At 68.3% G+C, this 15,141-nt stretch carries 15 protein-coding genes and 1 tRNA gene; 10 read left to right on the forward strand and 6 right to left on the reverse strand.

What is annotated here, in order from left to right; genetic code table 11:
* Positions 1-336 carry a PadR family transcriptional regulator gene (locus F8O03_RS02425; RefSeq protein ID WP_104251859.1) on the reverse strand — a complete coding sequence of 112 codons (336 nt, stop codon included), beginning with the start codon at positions 334-336 and terminating at the stop codon, positions 1-3.
* 122 nt (positions 337-458) lie between these two features.
* On the opposite strand from F8O03_RS02425, the gene F8O03_RS02430 reads away from it, so the two are divergent.
* A complete protein-coding gene (locus F8O03_RS02430; protein ID WP_151422233.1) occupies positions 459-1,748 on the forward strand; it encodes an MFS transporter in 1,290 nt (429 codons plus the stop codon).
* A 149-nt stretch (positions 1,749-1,897) separates the two neighbouring features.
* Here F8O03_RS02430 and F8O03_RS02435 read toward each other — a convergent pair whose 3' ends face one another.
* On the reverse strand, positions 1,898-2,824 hold the full coding sequence (locus tag F8O03_RS02435) for a Ppx/GppA phosphatase family protein (protein WP_151422234.1): 927 nt from the start codon (positions 2,822-2,824) through the stop codon (positions 1,898-1,900).
* Positions 2,825-2,891: 67 nt separating this feature from the next.
* Here F8O03_RS02435 and F8O03_RS02440 point away from each other — a divergent pair, with 67 nt between their 5' ends.
* The 3 genes from F8O03_RS02440 to F8O03_RS02450 all read left to right on the forward strand — a co-directional run bounded on the left by F8O03_RS02440 (position 2,892) and on the right by F8O03_RS02450 (position 6,526).
* Positions 2,892-3,395, forward strand: a complete 504-nt coding sequence (locus F8O03_RS02440; protein WP_104251862.1) for an amino-acid N-acetyltransferase — start codon at positions 2,892-2,894, stop codon at positions 3,393-3,395.
* 89 nt (positions 3,396-3,484) lie between these two features.
* Complete coding sequence (locus F8O03_RS02445) at positions 3,485-4,138, forward strand: hypothetical protein (protein ID WP_151422235.1); 654 nt, start codon at positions 3,485-3,487, stop codon at positions 4,136-4,138.
* 120 nt (positions 4,139-4,258) lie between these two features.
* Positions 4,259-6,526, forward strand: coding sequence for a bifunctional metallophosphatase/5'-nucleotidase (locus F8O03_RS02450; RefSeq protein WP_151422236.1), 2,268 nt, complete (start codon positions 4,259-4,261; stop codon positions 6,524-6,526).
* Between the two features lie 158 nt (positions 6,527-6,684).
* On the opposite strand, the gene radA is transcribed toward F8O03_RS02450, so the two are convergent.
* A complete protein-coding gene (gene radA, locus F8O03_RS02455; protein WP_104251865.1) occupies positions 6,685-8,013 on the reverse strand; it encodes a DNA repair protein RadA in 1,329 nt (442 codons plus the stop codon).
* 138 nt (positions 8,014-8,151) lie between these two features.
* On the opposite strand from radA, the gene F8O03_RS02460 reads away from it, so the two are divergent.
* The 5 genes from F8O03_RS02460 (at position 8,152) to F8O03_RS02480 (ending at position 12,474) form a co-directional block, all read left to right on the forward strand.
* Positions 8,152-9,480: an extracellular solute-binding protein gene (locus F8O03_RS02460; protein WP_151422237.1), complete on the forward strand. Its 1,329-nt coding sequence runs from the start codon at positions 8,152-8,154 to the stop codon at positions 9,478-9,480.
* The gene (locus tag F8O03_RS02465) at positions 9,477-10,442 is read left to right on the forward strand and encodes a carbohydrate ABC transporter permease (protein ID WP_244295844.1); all 966 of its coding nucleotides are present in this window, start codon (positions 9,477-9,479) and stop codon (positions 10,440-10,442) included. Before F8O03_RS02460 ends, F8O03_RS02465 begins: the two co-directional genes overlap by 4 nt.
* The gene (locus F8O03_RS02470; protein ID WP_151422238.1) at positions 10,439-11,335 is read left to right on the forward strand and encodes a carbohydrate ABC transporter permease; all 897 of its coding nucleotides are present in this window, start codon (positions 10,439-10,441) and stop codon (positions 11,333-11,335) included. The genes F8O03_RS02465 and F8O03_RS02470 overlap by 4 nt, the downstream gene beginning before the upstream one ends.
* A gap of 32 nt (positions 11,336-11,367) precedes the next feature.
* Complete coding sequence (locus F8O03_RS02475; RefSeq protein ID WP_151422239.1) at positions 11,368-12,324, forward strand: diacylglycerol/lipid kinase family protein; 957 nt, start codon at positions 11,368-11,370, stop codon at positions 12,322-12,324.
* A 60-nt stretch (positions 12,325-12,384) separates the two neighbouring features.
* Positions 12,385-12,474, forward strand: a tRNA-Ser gene (locus tag F8O03_RS02480).
* Positions 12,475-12,531: 57 nt separating this feature from the next.
* Here the strand turns inward: F8O03_RS02480 and F8O03_RS02485 are convergent.
* The 3 genes from F8O03_RS02485 to F8O03_RS02495 all read right to left on the reverse strand — a co-directional run bounded on the left by F8O03_RS02485 (position 12,532) and on the right by F8O03_RS02495 (position 14,038).
* The gene (locus F8O03_RS02485; protein ID WP_151422240.1) at positions 12,532-13,383 is read right to left on the reverse strand and encodes a CPBP family intramembrane glutamic endopeptidase; all 852 of its coding nucleotides are present in this window, start codon (positions 13,381-13,383) and stop codon (positions 12,532-12,534) included.
* Between the two features lie 98 nt (positions 13,384-13,481).
* Positions 13,482-13,844 (reverse strand): hypothetical protein, encoded by a 363-nt coding sequence (locus F8O03_RS18355; protein ID WP_244295845.1) that lies wholly within the window; start codon positions 13,842-13,844, stop codon positions 13,482-13,484.
* Positions 13,841-14,038, reverse strand: a complete 198-nt coding sequence (locus F8O03_RS02495) for a VOC family protein (RefSeq protein WP_151422241.1) — start codon at positions 14,036-14,038, stop codon at positions 13,841-13,843. The genes F8O03_RS18355 and F8O03_RS02495 overlap by 4 nt, the downstream gene beginning before the upstream one ends.
* A gap of 117 nt (positions 14,039-14,155) precedes the next feature.
* Here F8O03_RS02495 and F8O03_RS02500 point away from each other — a divergent pair, with 117 nt between their 5' ends.
* Positions 14,156-15,094, forward strand: a complete 939-nt coding sequence (locus F8O03_RS02500) for a DUF808 domain-containing protein (RefSeq protein WP_151422242.1) — start codon at positions 14,156-14,158, stop codon at positions 15,092-15,094.
* Positions 15,095-15,141 lie beyond the last annotated feature (47 nt).

Below are 15,141 nucleotides of genomic sequence, written 5' to 3' on the forward strand. Positions count from 1 at the left end.
TCAGGCCCCTTCTGGGAGATGCTCGATCGCCTCAGCGAGGGAGCGGAATTCCGTGGTCATCGCGGTTGCGAGCGCCGTGCCTGCCGGGCTCGCGCGGTAGAACTTGCGAGGGCGGGCCTCGTCGGTGTTCCACTCGCTCGTGAGGTGCCCCTGCTTCTCGAGTCTGCGAAGAAGCGGGTAGAGGGTGTTCGCGTCGGTGTCGAAGCCACGGGATTGCAGTGCTTCGAGGAGGCCGTAGCCGTAGCCGGGCTCGGCGAGGAGGCGGAGGCACGCAAGCACGACGGTGCCCCTGCGCAGCTCCTGCAGGTGGATGTCGTGGGTCTCGTCGTCGCTCATGAATCACACCATAGTGTGTGAGGCACACTGTCGTCAATGGCACGGTGTTGTGAGTTGTTTGAGCCGAGCTTCTCAACCGGTGGCACCACGGCCGGTCGCACCACGGGCTTACGCTGGAGGGCGTGCCTGCATCCCCCTCTTCCTCGCCGAACGGCAAGCCGAAGAAGGAGGCGACGCTCGCGCAGGTGACCCTGCTGGCGCTCCTGCCGTCGTTCGTCTTCGCGATCGGCGAGGGCGCGATCATCCCGATCATCCCGACCGTCGCCGTCTCGCTCGGCACGGGGATCGAGTTCGCAGGCTTCATCGCGGGGTCGCTCATGATCGGTCAGATGCTCGGCGACCTGCCTGCCGGCGCGGTTGTCCAACGTCTCGGCGAGAAGCGGGCGATGCTCGCGGCGCTCGCGGTGAGCCTGGTCGGCATCCTGCTGTGCGCGTTCGCGGTGGCGCCGTGGATGCTGCTCATCGGCGTCGTGATCATCGGCATCTCGGCCGCCAACTTCAACCTCGCTCGTCACGCGTTCCTCACGACTTACGTGCCCCTGAGATACCGAGCCAGGGTGCTGTCGACGCTCGGAGGAGTGTTTCGCGCGGGGTTCTTCGTCGGCCCGTTCATCATCGCCGGCATCCTCGTGCTGTTCGATGCGCCGCAGTACGGGTTCTGGGTGTTCATCGTCTGCGGGGCCATCGCCGCGCTCATCCTGCTCTTCGCGCCCGATCCCGAGACGGTCGCGCGTCCCGCGCACTCCGCGAAGGCGGTGCCGGACGCTGGCGTCGGGGACGTCGGCGTGCTGCCACCGAAGCGGCTGGGCGTCTTCGCCACCATCCGGGTGAACGCCGGCGTGCTCGTTCGCCTCGGGACCGGCGCCGGCATCATGGCCGCGCTCCGGGCCGCCCGCAACGTGATGCTGCCGCTCTGGGCGCTTTCGATCGGGATGGATACCGCAGCGGCCGTGCTGGTCATCGGTGTGAGCGCGGGCGTGGATTTCGCCCTCTTCTTCGTGTCGGGCTGGGTCATGGATCGATTCGGCCGTGTCTGGGGTGCGGTCCCGGCGCTGCTCGGCTTGGGCGCGGGCTTCCTCGCGTTGGCGTTCACCCACGACCTCGCCGGTGATGCCTCTCACCTGTGGTTCACGGTGCTCGCGATCTGGCTCGGCTTCGCGAACGGCATCGGCTCTGGCATCCTCATGACGCTCGGCGCCGATCTCGCGCCGCGGCAGGATCCGGCCCCGTTCCTCGGCGCGTGGCGGCTGATCACTGATTCGTCGGCGGCGTCGGTCCCTGTGATCGTTGCGGCCGCGACGGCGCTGGTGTCGATCTCGTTCACGTCGGGGATGCTCGGCGTGCTCGGCTTCGTCGGCGCGGCGCTCATGGGCTGGCAGATCCCGAAGCACGTGCCGCGTCAGCGGCGCTGACAACAGAACTCGCCCCCGCGCCCCCGCGCCCCCGCGCGCCCGGCCCCCGGCGCCAGAGTCTCGGGATGGAATCGTCGCTTCGTTCTGGGAATCTTCCTGCAACGAAGTGAGTTCTGCATCCCGAGTCGGGAGTGCTCGCGATGCGGCGGTTACCGGGGCAGGCGGTCAAGGTAGTCGAGCAGGACGCCTTCGCGCATAGCCCAGGGGGAGACGTCGAGCTGCGCGATGTCGAAGACGTGCATGACCTCGGACAGGACGACGCCGCCTGCCACGATCTGCAGGGCACGGTCGGTCGTGATGCCGGGCAGCGCAGGCCGCGCTTCAGAGTGGAGCTTGGCGAGGCGCGGCACCCAGTCGTCGAGCTGCCACTTCTGCAGCGTCGTGCGCTGTCCCGCCCCGATGCCGTCGATCGACGAGCCGGCGAGGCGGGCGAGGGAGCGGATGGTCTTCGACGAGCCCACGAACTGGTCTGGGCGGGCGCCGTCGAACGTCTCCGCCGCCTCCTTGATGAGCTTGCGCGCGTACTTGCGCAGCTCATCCACCTGGTCTTCGGTTGGCGGGTCGTTGTGGAGGAAGTTGACGGTGCTGCGGCCGGCGCCGAGGGGCACGGAGATGGCGTGCTCGGAGAGCTCGTCGTCGCCGACGGCCAACTCGAGCGAGCCGCCGCCGATGTCGACGAGCATGATCCGACCGGCTGCCCAGCCGAACCAGCGGCGGACGGCGAGGAATGTGGTCCTGGCTTCCTCTTCGCCGGTCATGACCTGGAGGTCGATGCCGGTCTCCTTGTGGATGCGCTTCAGCAGTTCGGGCCCGTTCTTGGCTTCGCGGATGGCGCTGGTCGCGAGCGGCATGAAGTGGTCGAGCTTGCTCTTCTTGACGGCGTCGGCGGCCCGGTGCATGGCGTCCATGATCTTGGCGACGCCTTCGTCGGAGATCGAGCGGTCTGGCTGCAGGTACCGCATGAGGCGCAGGATGCTCTTCTGGGACGTCTCCGGCACGGGTTTCGCGCCGGGGTGGGCGTCGACCACGATCAGGTGGACGGTGTTGGATCCGACGTCGAGAACTCCAAGGCGCATGCCCTGGATGTTACCCGTGCTGTCGCTCGGGGCGGCGTCCCCGCCTGCCCGCGCGTACGCTGGACGGATGCAGGAGATCACCATCAGGCGGGCCACCACGCACGACATCGTGGGTATCAGCGAGCTGATCCAGCCGCTCGTCGACCGGAACGTGCTGCTGCGGAAGGAGCTCATCACGCTCTACGAGGCGGTGCAGGAGTTCCGGGTCGCAGTCGATGAGCACGGCAGTCTGGTGGGGTGCGGCGCCTTGCACGTGCTGTGGCGCGACCTGGGCGAGGTTCGAACGATCGCGACCTCGGACTCCGTGCGTGGAACCGGCGTGGGGCACGTGCTCCTCGACCGTCTCATGGCGGACGCCCGCCACCTGGGCCTCGAGCGCCTCTTCTGCCTGACGTTCGAGACGAGCTTCTTCGAACGGCACGGCTTCGTGGTGGTCGGCGAGCAGATCGTCGACGCGGAGACGTACGAGATGATGCGCCGTTCCCCGGATGAGGGTGTCGCCGAGTTCCTGGACCTCGCGCACGTCAAGCCGAACACGCTCGGCAACACGCGCATGCTGAAGGTGCTCTGAGCGCGTCACTGACCTGAGCACGGGCCGCTTCGCCACGGCGGTCGGTGCGCCTCACGAGAGTCGCAGGACCGGGTCCGTACCCTTGGCGAGTGAGTTCGACCCGCAGACCAAGCAAGGCCGTCTACCGCCGTCGGCGGCTGGTGCTCCTCATCGTCTGCGTGCTGGTCATCGGCCTGCTGATCTGGGGCATCTCGAGTCTCCTCGGGGCCGGAGGAGACGAGCGGGGCGGCGGGCCCACATCCGTTTCCCCGTCCGCCTCTGCGAGCACGTCGGCATCCGCTGAGACGGGTGAGACGCCCGCCGCGACACCGACACCCACGCCCACGCCGACGCCGACGGGGCCGGCTGAGTGTGCGGCGCCGGAGCTGGTCGTCTCTGCGGTGCTCGACGCCGCCAGCTACGCGGCTGACGTCCAGCCGCAGCTCTCCCTCTCGATCGCCAACACGGGTGCGGAGCCGTGCGTCATGAACGTCGGCACCGCCGTGCAGGTCTACACGATCTCGAGCGGCGCCGACGTCATCTGGGTCTCGTCGCACTGCCAGACCGACCCGGCGGACGAGATCGTCACGATCGGTGCGGGCCAGTCCATCGCGGCCCCGCCCATCTCCTGGGTGCGGGAGCGCTCGTCGCTGGACACCTGTGGCACGGACCGGGCGGATGCTGTTGCCGGGGGTGCCTACTACCAGCTCGTCGTCAGCGTCAACGGCATCGCATCCCAGCCCGCCACGTTCGTCCTCGACTGAGCAAGGACCACTTCGGGGTTTCGCGATAATCCCCTGAACGTTAACCTTGAAGACAGTGTGAGCTGAGACGATCCTCTCGTTCCGCACGATCCTGTCCCTCCGTCGATCTCCAGGAGACTCATGACGACGCCCACTCGCAAGCGAGCAACCGCTGCCGCTGCCGTCCTCGGCACGGCAGCTCTTGTTTCCGCCTTCGCAGCACCAGCGGGGGCCGCCGTGCTGTCCCCGAGCTTCATCGAGCCCACCGCCGGCGCGAAGCAGATCAACCTCGTGGGCTTCAACGACTTCCACGGTCGTTTCCTCGACGCCGACCTGTTCGCGGCCACCGTGCTGCAGGCCCAGCAGGGCTTCGGCGAGGAGAACAGCCTCGTCATCTCCAACGGCGACGCCGTCGGTGCCAGCCTCTTCGAGTCGTCGATCCAGCAGGACCAGCCGACGATCGACGTGCTCAACACGATGGGCGTCGATGTCTGGACGCAGGGCAACCACGAGTTCGACCAGGGCATCGACGACGCGACCGGTCGCCTCGCATCCGCCACGAACGGCCCGGACCTGGCCGCGAACGTCACCCTCGCCGACGGGTCGTACCCGTTCGACACGCACGCGATCTTCGAGGTCAACGGTCTCAAGGTGGCCGTCATCGGCGCCGTCACCGAGGAGACCTCGGCGCTCGTCTCGCCTGACGGCATCGAGGGCGTCACCTTCGGCGACCCCGTCGAGGGCGTCAACAAGGTCGCCGCTGAGCTCACCGCCAGCAAGGCCGCCGACGTCATCATCGCCTCCTACCACGAGGGTGCGCCGCTCGACGACGCGCCGATCGCTGACAACGAGCAGTCGGACACCTTCCGTCACATCGTCGAGGACACGGCTCCCGAAGTGGACGCGATCTTCAACGCGCACACGCACCGCCAGTACGCGTACGACGCGCCCAACGGCGCATCGACCCGTCCCGTGATCCAGGCCGGCCAGTACGCGGAGAACATCGCGCAGGTCGCGCTCACCGTGGACGCCTCCGGCAACGTGACCAAGTCGGACAGCTCGATCGTCCCGACGCTCGAGGCGGTTCCCGAGGCGCTCGAGAGCGACCCGCGTATCGCTGAGATCCGCACGATCCGCGATGCTGCTGTCGCCGAGGCCGACGTGCTCGGTGCCGAGGTCGTCGGCACGCAGACCGGCGATCTGTCGCGCGGCAAGGAGTACGAGCCCGGCTCGCTCGTCGTCGCCGAAGACGGCACCACGTCGGGTGGAATCGTCACGACCGCCGACAACCGCGCGGAGGAGTCGTCGCTCGGCGGCATCATCTCGCAGTCGATGCTCGAGACGGTCGCAGCCACCGGACGCGACGTCGACGCGGCGATCATGAACCCGGGCGGCCTGCGCGCTGACCTGCTCGACGACGACGGTCAGATCACCTACAAGGAGGCCGCGACGGTCATCCCGTTCGCGAACAACCTCTCGGTCGTCTCGCTCAAGGGCGTCGATGTGAAGAACGTGCTCGAGGAGCAGTGGCAGCTCACCGCTGACGGCGAAGTGCCGTCGCGCCCGTACCTGCAGCTCGGCCTGAGCGACAACTTCACGTACGTCTTCGACAGCTCGCGTCCCCGCATGGACCGCATCGTGGGCCTCTCCATCGACGACGAGCCCGTGCAGCCGGACGAGACCTACAACCTCGTCATGCCCACGTTCCTCGCAGCCGGTGGCGACAACTTCCACTCGCTCGCGAACAATGTCGGCGTGCAGGACACTGGCCTCATCGACCTCGACGCGTTCGTGAGCTGGATCCGCAGCGAGACCTCCGCTTCCCCGGAGGGTGTCACGCCCGACCTGAAGCGCAACGGCTTCGAGATCCTCGGGCTCCCCGAGAACAACACGTTCGTGGCAGGCGAGACCTACACGCTGACCGTCTCGAAGTTCAACCTCACGTCGCTCGGGTTCACGCAGAACCTGTCGATCGTCGGCTGGATCGGCCAGATGGAGCTCGGCGCGCAGACCGTCGACCTCTCGACGCCGAACCGGGTGGAGTTCACGTTCACGCTTTCGGAGAACGGCATCGCCAACAGCTCCGAATCGCGGCTCGCGTTCCTCGCCAGCCAGTCCGGCGCGGTCGCCTCCCTGCCGGTCATCGTCCCGCCGATGGTCGAACCGACCCCGACCCCGACCCCGACGGCGACGACGGAGCCGACGGCCACGGCGGAGCCGACGCCGACGGCAAGCGCAACCGCGGCGCCTGTTCCGACGGCGACGTCCCCGGCCGCTGATGGTGGCTCGCTCGCCACGACGGGTTCTGACGAGAACGCCATGTTCGCCGCCATCGCAGGTGCACTCGCACTGCTCGTGGCCGGTGGAGCCGCGATGCTGCTTCGTCGCCGCGCAGGCAGCGACGCGTAGTCCTCGGACGCAGCGCTGAGTCGGCCGACGGCTGATTCGCGAAAGGCCCGGAGCAGATGCTCCGGGCCTTTCGCATGCGTGCTACTGGAGGGCCCAGTCGTTCGCTCGCACGCAGCTGCGCAGGGCGGCGAACGGGTGCCGCGGAGGCGGGGGCTTGGTCAGTTGCCGAGCGCCGCGGTGAGTGCGCGGTCGATGCTCCCGATCGATGGGTCGACGACGTGCGCCAAGCCCATGCGCTTGGCTTCTGCAGCGCGCAGATTCGCGGATGCGACGCGGCGGATCTCGCCGGCGAGGCTGACCTCGCCGAAGACGACGGTGCCGTCGCGGACCGGACGGTTGCGGATGGAGGAGGCGATGGCGATGGCGATGGCGAGGTCGGCCGCCGGTTCCTGGAGCTTCACCCCGCCGACGGTCGAGACGTAGACGTCGTACTCGGAGAGCTTGTGCTTGGTGCGCCGTTCGAGCACGGCGAGCAGCATCGCGACGCGGCTCGTGTCGACGCCGTTGGTGACCCTGCGCGGGTTCGGGGCGTTCGTCTTCTGCACGAGGGCCTGGATCTCGACGGGCAGCGCGCGCCGCCCTTCGAGCGCGACGGTGACACAGGTTCCGCTGACCGGCTCGGGCCGCTCGCTGAGGAACAGGCCGGACGGGTCTGGCACCTCGGTCATGCCCTCGCCGGTCATCTCGAAGCAGCCCACCTCGTCCGTCGGCCCGAAGCGGTTCTTGATCGTGCGCACGAATCGCAGTGCCGTGTGGCGGTCGCCCTCGATGTGGGCGACGACGTCGACGAGGTGCTCGAGGAGGCGCGGGCCGGCGATGGTGCCGTCTTTCGTGACGTGGCCGACGATGATGACGGGTACGCCCCTGGTCTTGGCGACGCGGATGAGGGCTGACGCGACCTCGCGCACCTGGCTCGGCTGCCCCGCAAGCGAGTCGACGGTGTCGCTGGAGACGGTCTGCACGGAGTCGACGATGATGAGGCCGGGGTCGAGGCGCTCGATCTGCCCGAGCACGGTCGACAGGTCGGTCTCGCTCGCGAGGTACAGGGTGTCGTGCAGGGCATTGGTGCGCTGGGCGCGCATCCGCACCTGGTTCACCGATTCCTCCGCGGACGCGTACAGCACGGTGGTGCCCTTCGCGGCGACCCGGGAGGCGAGCTCGAGGAGGATCGTCGACTTTCCGACACCAGGCTCGCCGCTGAGCAGGATGGCGGCGCCTGGAACCAGCCCGCCGCCGAGGACCCGGTCGAACTCGCCGATTCCCGTCGGGCGGTGCGCGACGTTGTCGACGGGCGCCTCGGTGATGGGGCGTGCGGCACGCGACTCGCTGATCGTGGCCGCCTGGATGCGCCCGGCGGTCTGCGATTCGAAGCGGTCGACGAGGGTGCCCCAGGCCTGGCATTCGGGGCACTGCCCGAACCACTTCAGCGATGCGGCACCGCATTCGGTGCACTTGAACGCTGGCTGCTGCTTGGTCTTGGGAGGCATGCGTCAAGGCTAGGTGCGACCACCGACAACGGGCCCCAGCACGCGCTCACGGCAAAGAGTCCCTATCCTGAGGAGGCTCACCGCCGTACGCGTTCCCTGCGTGCACCCCCGACGCGGGGAGCCACGTCTGGAGGATCAGTGACGATACGAACGCGCGCCCGCACGACGACGGCCCTGCTCGCCCTGGCGGCGATGACCGGACTCGCAGGATGCGCCCCCGGCCCGATCATCGAGGACGGGCCGGGCGAGGCGGGCACCCTGGAGGTGCAGAAGGTCAACCCGGCCGACTTCGCTGGCCAGAGCATGAGCTACGTCTACTTCACCGACGGCCCGGATGAGGCTGCGACGCGTGAGCTCATCGCCTCTTTCGAAGAGGAGTACGACGTGACCGTGAACCTCGAGGTGCTGCCGTACTCCGACCTCGTCACGAGTGTCCAGGCCCGCCTCTCCGGCGGCAATGCGCCGGATGTGGTGCGGCTCACCGGCCTGACCGACTTCCGCGCCGACCTGCTCGACCTGCGCACCTACCTCGGCGAGGACTATGCCGAGGAGTTCGTCGACGGCCCCGTGAAGGGCGTGCTCGGGGAGTACGGCGAGATGCTCGCCGTACCGTCGGATCTGACCCTCAACGGGCCGTTCATCAACGTCGACCTGTTCAACGAGGCCGGGGTTCCGCTGCCCGATCCGGAGGATCCCTGGACGTGGGACGAGATGATCGACGCGGCCACGAAGGTGCGCGACGCGACCGGAACCGAGTACGCGTTCGCGATCGACAAGTCCGGGCACCGCGTCAGCACGGTCCTCAGCCAGTACGGCACCGCGCTTGTCGGCGACGATGGCGCTGTCCTCGATGAGGCGAAGGCGGTGGAGGCGCTCCAGCCGCTTGTCGACATGATGGCGGACGGGCGCATGCCGCGTGACTTCTGGCTCGGCTCCGGCAGCCGCTACGAGGGTGCGAACGACATCTTCCTGGCACAGCAGACGCCCGTGTACCTGTCCGGGAACTGGCAGGTGGGGCAGTTCGCCGACAACGCCGACTTCACGTGGTCCGCGGCACCGAACCCGTGCGCCGACGAGTGCGGTGGCTTCCCCGGCGGGAAGTACATGGGCGCGCTCGCGGAGGGCCCGAACCCTGCGCTCGGCGCGTTCTTCGTGCAGTACATGAACACGACCAAGGCGCAGCAGAAGTTCATCGTCGCCGGCGGCTTCCTGCCCACGCGGGTCGACCTCACCGAGCGCGGCGTGCAGTACCCGGTCCGCCAGGAGGACATGGACGTGTTCTTCGCCGATCTCGCTCGCACGCCCGATCTCGGGTACGAGGCGAACAGCCAGCCGTCCTACACCGGCGCCTCGCTGGAACTCGTCGACCAGCTCGCGCTTGTCGTCGCGGGGGAGAAGGACACGACGACAGCGGTCTCCGACTTGCAAGCGAAGTCCGAGCAGCTCGTCGAGGAGCTGCAGCCGTGACCGCCGATCTCAGCGCCACGACCGACGCACAGCGCGTCGTCCAGCCATCCGGTCCGGATCGGCGACCCGGGAAGCAGCAGCGCGGGTCGACGAAGCCGTGGCAGCTGCGTCTCGCTCCGTATTTGTTCCTCCTGCCCAACATGGCGATCTTCGGCGTCTTCACGATCTGGCCGGCGATCAACGGCTTCAACAACTCCCTGTACTCCTCGTCGAACGGGCGCACCTTCCGGCGGGAGGGGCTCGGCAACTACACGCGCATCCTCACCGACCCTGAGTTCTGGGGCGTGGTGGCGCAGACCGCCGTGTATGCGGTTGCGTACGTCGCCCTCTCGGTGGTCCTCGGCATCCTGCTCGCCGTGCTCGTCGAGCAGCAGCTGCGCGGGCGCGCGTTCTTCCGGGCCGTGTTCTTCATCCCGGTGCTCGTGTCGCCGGTCGTCGCGGGCCTCGTCTGGAACTGGATGCTCGAACGCGAGGGTGGGCTCGTGAACACGGTGCTCGGGATGCTCGGCATCCCAGCCGTGCCGTGGCTCGTCGAGGGGCCGTGGGCGATGGTCGCGATCATCGGTGTCGGCGTCTGGCTGCAGGCCGGCTTCTACATGCTCATCCTCATGGCCGGGCTCCAGAGCATCGACCCCACCCTGAACGAGGCGGCCTCCATCGACGGGGCGTCGCGGTGGCAGCAGTTCTGGGGCATCACCCTGCCCCTGCTGCAGCCCAGCGTCCTCGTCGTGGTGGTGCTCGCCACCATCCACGGCTTCCAGGCCTTCGACTACATCTTCACACTCACGGGTGGCGGCCCGATCGGGGCGACCACCCTCATCGTGCAGTACATCTACGAGAACGCGTTCGTGTCGCCCATCCGGTACGGACTCGCCGCCGCAGGCAGCGTGCTGCTGTTCCTCGTCGTGTTCTCGATCACGCTCGTCAACTACTTCATCGGCCGAAAGCGAGACGCGGTATGACCACGGACACGGCCCTCCTGAACTCGGTCGACACCCAGAAGCCGGGGAAGCCGACGTGGACCACGACGAGCTCGAAGCGCGTCACGTCGACGGACGCGCTGCGCGTCGTGATCCTCATCACGTTCGCGCTGCTCGCCCTCATCCCCATCGTGTGGCTGCTGCTCGGGTCGTTCAAGACGCAGCCGGAACTGGCCGCAGGCGCGAGCACGCTCTTCCCATCGTCCTGGTCGTTCACGAACTACACCGAGGCGCTCACCCGCTTCAGCTTCGGCAGCTACCTGCTGAACAGCGTCGTCGTCACCGTCGCGGCGACGGTCCTGACGCTCGCCGTGAACTCGATGGCCGCGTACGGCCTCGCGAAGTACAACTTCCGCGGCAAGACATTCCTGTTCATCGTGACCCTCGCGACGATCATGATCCCGCTGCAGGTCATCCTCATCCCCGTCTACCAGGTGGTCGCGTCGCTCGGCCTCGTCAACTCGCTGTGGGGCCTCATCATCCCCGCCGCGGCGACCCCGACGGGTGTGTTCATCCTGCGCCAGTACATGCTCTCCATCCCGGACGAGCTCATCGAGGCGGCCCGCATCGACGGCGCTGGCGAGTTCCGCATCTTCGCGTCCATCGTGCTCCCCATCTGCCGGCCCGCGCTCGCGGTGGTCGCCATCCTGTCCGTCATGTGGCGGTGGAACGACTTCCTGTGGCCGCTCATCGTCGCGCAGAGCGAATCGGTGTACACGCTGCCCGTGGCGCTCGCCCGGTTCAACGCGGAGGAGACGGTGCCGTTCAACCTGATCCTCGCGATGAGCGTCGTCAGCATCCTGCCCATCGTGGTGCTGTTCCTCTTCTTCCAGCGCCAGGTGACGACGGGGATCGCGAATACGGGTCTGAAGTAGCGCGCGCCGCCCGGTTCGGGCAGTATCAGAGCGTGTCAGCGCGTCGCGTGGTGTACGCCGTGAACCCGTCGGCGGGGCGGGGCGTGCCCGCAGACCTCGGGCGCAGGCTCGCCGGGGGAGTGGGCGGTGGCCAGCTGCCCGACCTCGAGGTGGTGCTGGTGACCGCCGGCTCCATGCCGGAGCTCCGGGGCCGCGCCGTCGCCGAGCTCGCGCATCCGGGCGGCGTGGATGCGCTGGTCGTGATGGGCGGCGACGGCATGGTCTCTCTGGGGGCGGGTCTCGTCGCGGGCACGGGAGCGCCGCTCGGGATCGTGCCGGCCGGCACGGGCAACGACTTCGCGCGCGGCGCCGGGATCAGGCGGGATGCCCCCGCCGTCGGAATTGAGCGGATGCTGACAGCCCTGCGCACCGGTGACGCCGGCGTTCGCGAGGTCGACGTGGTGCGCCTTGCTCTCGACGGTGTCGAGCACGTTGCCCTGAACTCGGTGAACATCGGCTTCGACGCCGTTGTGAACCGCCGAGCGAACGAACTCCGGCGCCTGCCCGGCACCGCTCGCTACATCGCCGCCCTGCTGGATTCGGTGCGGAGCTTCTCGCCTCTCGAATTCGGCGTCTCGGTCGACGGTGGTCCCACGCGCGCCGTCGCCGCCGAGCTGCTCGCGATCTTGAACGGGTCCTCGATCGGCGGCGGCATCAGGGTCGCGCCTCACGCGGTCATCGACGACGGCGCCCTCGACCTCGTCGTCGTCGGACGGCTCTCGAAGCTCGGTCTGCTCACGCTGTTTCCCCTCGCGATGGTGGGCCTGCACACGCGGCTGCCCGCCGTCTCCTTCGAGCGGATGCGGCGCATCCGCGTGCAGGTGCCGGCCGGCGTTCTCGTGTACGCCGACGGGGAGGAGCTGCGCGGGCCGGACCAGCACGCGTGCACGCTCGATGTGCGGGTGGACCCGGGCGCGCTGCGCCTTGTCCAACCCCAGGGGCCGGCCTGACGCGCCGTCGTCGACCGCCGATTTGCATTCGACCCCATGGGTCGTACTAAGATTCCCCACGGTGACGTGTCCGAGCGGCCGAAGGTGCAACACTCGAAATGTTGTGTAGGGGCGACTCTACCGTGGGTTCAAATCCCACCGTCACCGCCACTCGAAAGGCCCCGACTTCCCTGCGTTTGCAAGGGAGCCGGGGCCTTTCTGCTGCCCTCATCGCGACGGCTCTGCCTCGTGGTCGAAGGAAGTCGACGAAGCCGCGGTGATCCGCCCGCGGATGAAGATGATCGCCAGGAGACCGAAGAGGATGACCGCGATGTTGCCGAGCCCCGCGAACGCCGTGAGCGGCCCGGTGCCAGGGTGCGCGGTGAGCAGGAAGATGCTGGGGTCAGTGCTCGCGTGCAGGAGGATCGGCCAGATCAGGCTGCCTGTGACACGGAGCGCGAGGTACATGCAGATGCCGAACGCGAACGTGTAGAGCACCTGGACCGCCGTCGTGACGAGATCCTGCCCATCGAGCAGATTGCCGGAGTGCATCGCGGCGAAGAGCGCAGCTGACACGAGCGCCGTCGCGATCTCCGAATGGCCCGCCTTGCGCATGAGGTTCACGACGTACCCGCGGGTCAGCACCTCCTCGGCGAAGCCGATGCACAACCCCGTGACCAGCCAGGCCGCGACCAGGCCCAGGCCGGCCGAGTCGTAGTCGAGCGCCGCGAACCGGAGCACGTTGAAGACCAGCACGACGGCCACGGCGATCCACATCCACCCCCTGCCCCGAATCGGCTGCGGTGCGAACAGCTCGCGCAGCCACCCGAGCGAGATCGCGAAGGCCACGAGGAGGAGGCCACCCAGGGCGATCGGCAGTGCGAAGCCCACGATGAGCGCGCCCGCCGAGCTGGGCTCGAGGCCATCCAAGAACGGCAGGAACAGCAACCCGCCCAGCTGGTACAGCACGTAGTAGGCGACAACCAGCGCGACGGCCTTCCACCACCCGCCCCGCTCCCAGAAGGCTCTCCAGCGGGATATCTCGGGTGTGTGTCCGGGGTCGTCGGTTCGGCCGCTCATCGGCGCACTCCAAAGGGTTCGGGGGAGGGCCGCCTCGGGGATCGCTCGGCCTGAGCACAGAGCCTACTGAGCACGGAGGGTACGCAGGAGAGCGGACGTCACCAGCCGTGCGTGTTCATCCACTCGCGACGCTGGTCGGCTTCGTCCCTGCTGATGTCTCCGCGCCAGGAGTCATGCTCGGCGAGCTCACCGCCCTCAAGTGTCACGAACGCGAAACAGGCCGGGCAGATCGCCCTGCCGTGCGGGAAGCCGTCGGCGAGCGGCGGCGCGGGGGCGGCCTGGGTTCCGCTTCCAGCGCACCGGGGCGGGTCGGCGTTCACGTCGCTCCACAGGATGCTCGAGCCCGTGCGGTTGTGCAGGCCGGCGTGCCCGGCCCGTCTCGTGCAGATCTCGCCGTCGCGGCGGCTGAGGCACAGCATGCGAGCCGCACCGGGCAGCTGCGCGATCGGACGGTTGCTCACCGCTCTCCGATGAGGTTGAGCTGCGTGCCGTCGATGTCGACGAGGTAGCCGACCCTGCCACCCCACGTTTCTCGGGCGACCTGATGCAGGCGGGGGAACCCGACACGCGTCTCAGGTACGCCCGTCGCCAGGATGGCCGCGTACAGCGCGTCGAAGTCTCGGGACGGGAGATTGGGCACCGCACGGTCACGCATCCGGCCAGCCTACGGCCGCGAATCGTGGGTCTCCACAGGACCGGCCCGCTCTCGCACACCCCGGGTATGCTCTGTCTGCTGCGTTCCGCGCGGCGACAGAACACCTAGGAGAACACCGTGCCCGTTGGCCTGCTCGCCGTCGTCGACGACATCCTCACCGCCGCGCTCAAGGCCTCAGCCAAATCGGCGGGTGTCGTCATCGACGACGCCGCCGTCACCCCGCAGTACGTGCAGGGCATCACGCCCGCCCGCGAGCTGCCGGTCGTCTGGAACATCGCCAAAGGCAGCCTCTTCAACAAGTTCGTGATCATCATCCCGATCGCGCTCCTGCTGACGGCGTTCGCTCCATGGGTCCTGCCGTTCCTGCTCATCATCGGCGGCGTGTACCTGTGCTTCGAGGGCGCAGAGAAGGTGACCGAGTGGTTCGGGCACCACCATGCGCTCGACGAGGATCATCCGCGCGACGAGAAGAAGCTGATCTCCGGCGCGGTACGCACCGACCTCATCCTGTCCACCGAGATCATGCTCATCTCGCTGTCGAACCTCGACCCCGACCTCGGGTTCTGGATGCGACTCGCCGCGCTCGTCGTCATCGCTCTCGCCATGACCGCCCTCGTCTACGGCGCCGTCGCCCTGCTCGTCAAGATCGACGACATCGGCCTGCACATGGCGACCCGCAGCGACCGCCGCACGCGCCACCTCGGCGTCCGCATCGTCCGCTCCATGCCCGCCGTGTTCCGCTTCATCAGCATCGTCGGCACCGTCGCCATGCTGTGGGTCGGCGGCCACCTCGTCATCATCAACGTCGGCGAGGTCGGCTTCCACGCGCCGGCGGACCTGCTGCACGAGATCGAGCACGCGCTCATGAACACGGGCCCCGTGGTCGTGTGGCTCGTCGACACCCTCATCTCCGCGATCGTCGGACTCATCGTCGGCCTCGTGGTCGTCGGCGTCGTGCTCCTCGTCGGGCGCATCCTCCCGAAGAAGCCGAAGGCCGTGACCGCCGCTGCCACCCCTGCGCCAGCAGGTGAGTCACCGAAGCCCGGCGCCCACTAGCCGCTTCGAGTACGCGCTGCCTGTGTTTGCAACCTCCCGGGGCGTCC

This window comes from Pseudoclavibacter terrae, from assembly GCF_008831075.1.
Taxonomy (GTDB): domain Bacteria; phylum Actinomycetota; class Actinomycetes; order Actinomycetales; family Microbacteriaceae; genus Pseudoclavibacter; species Pseudoclavibacter terrae.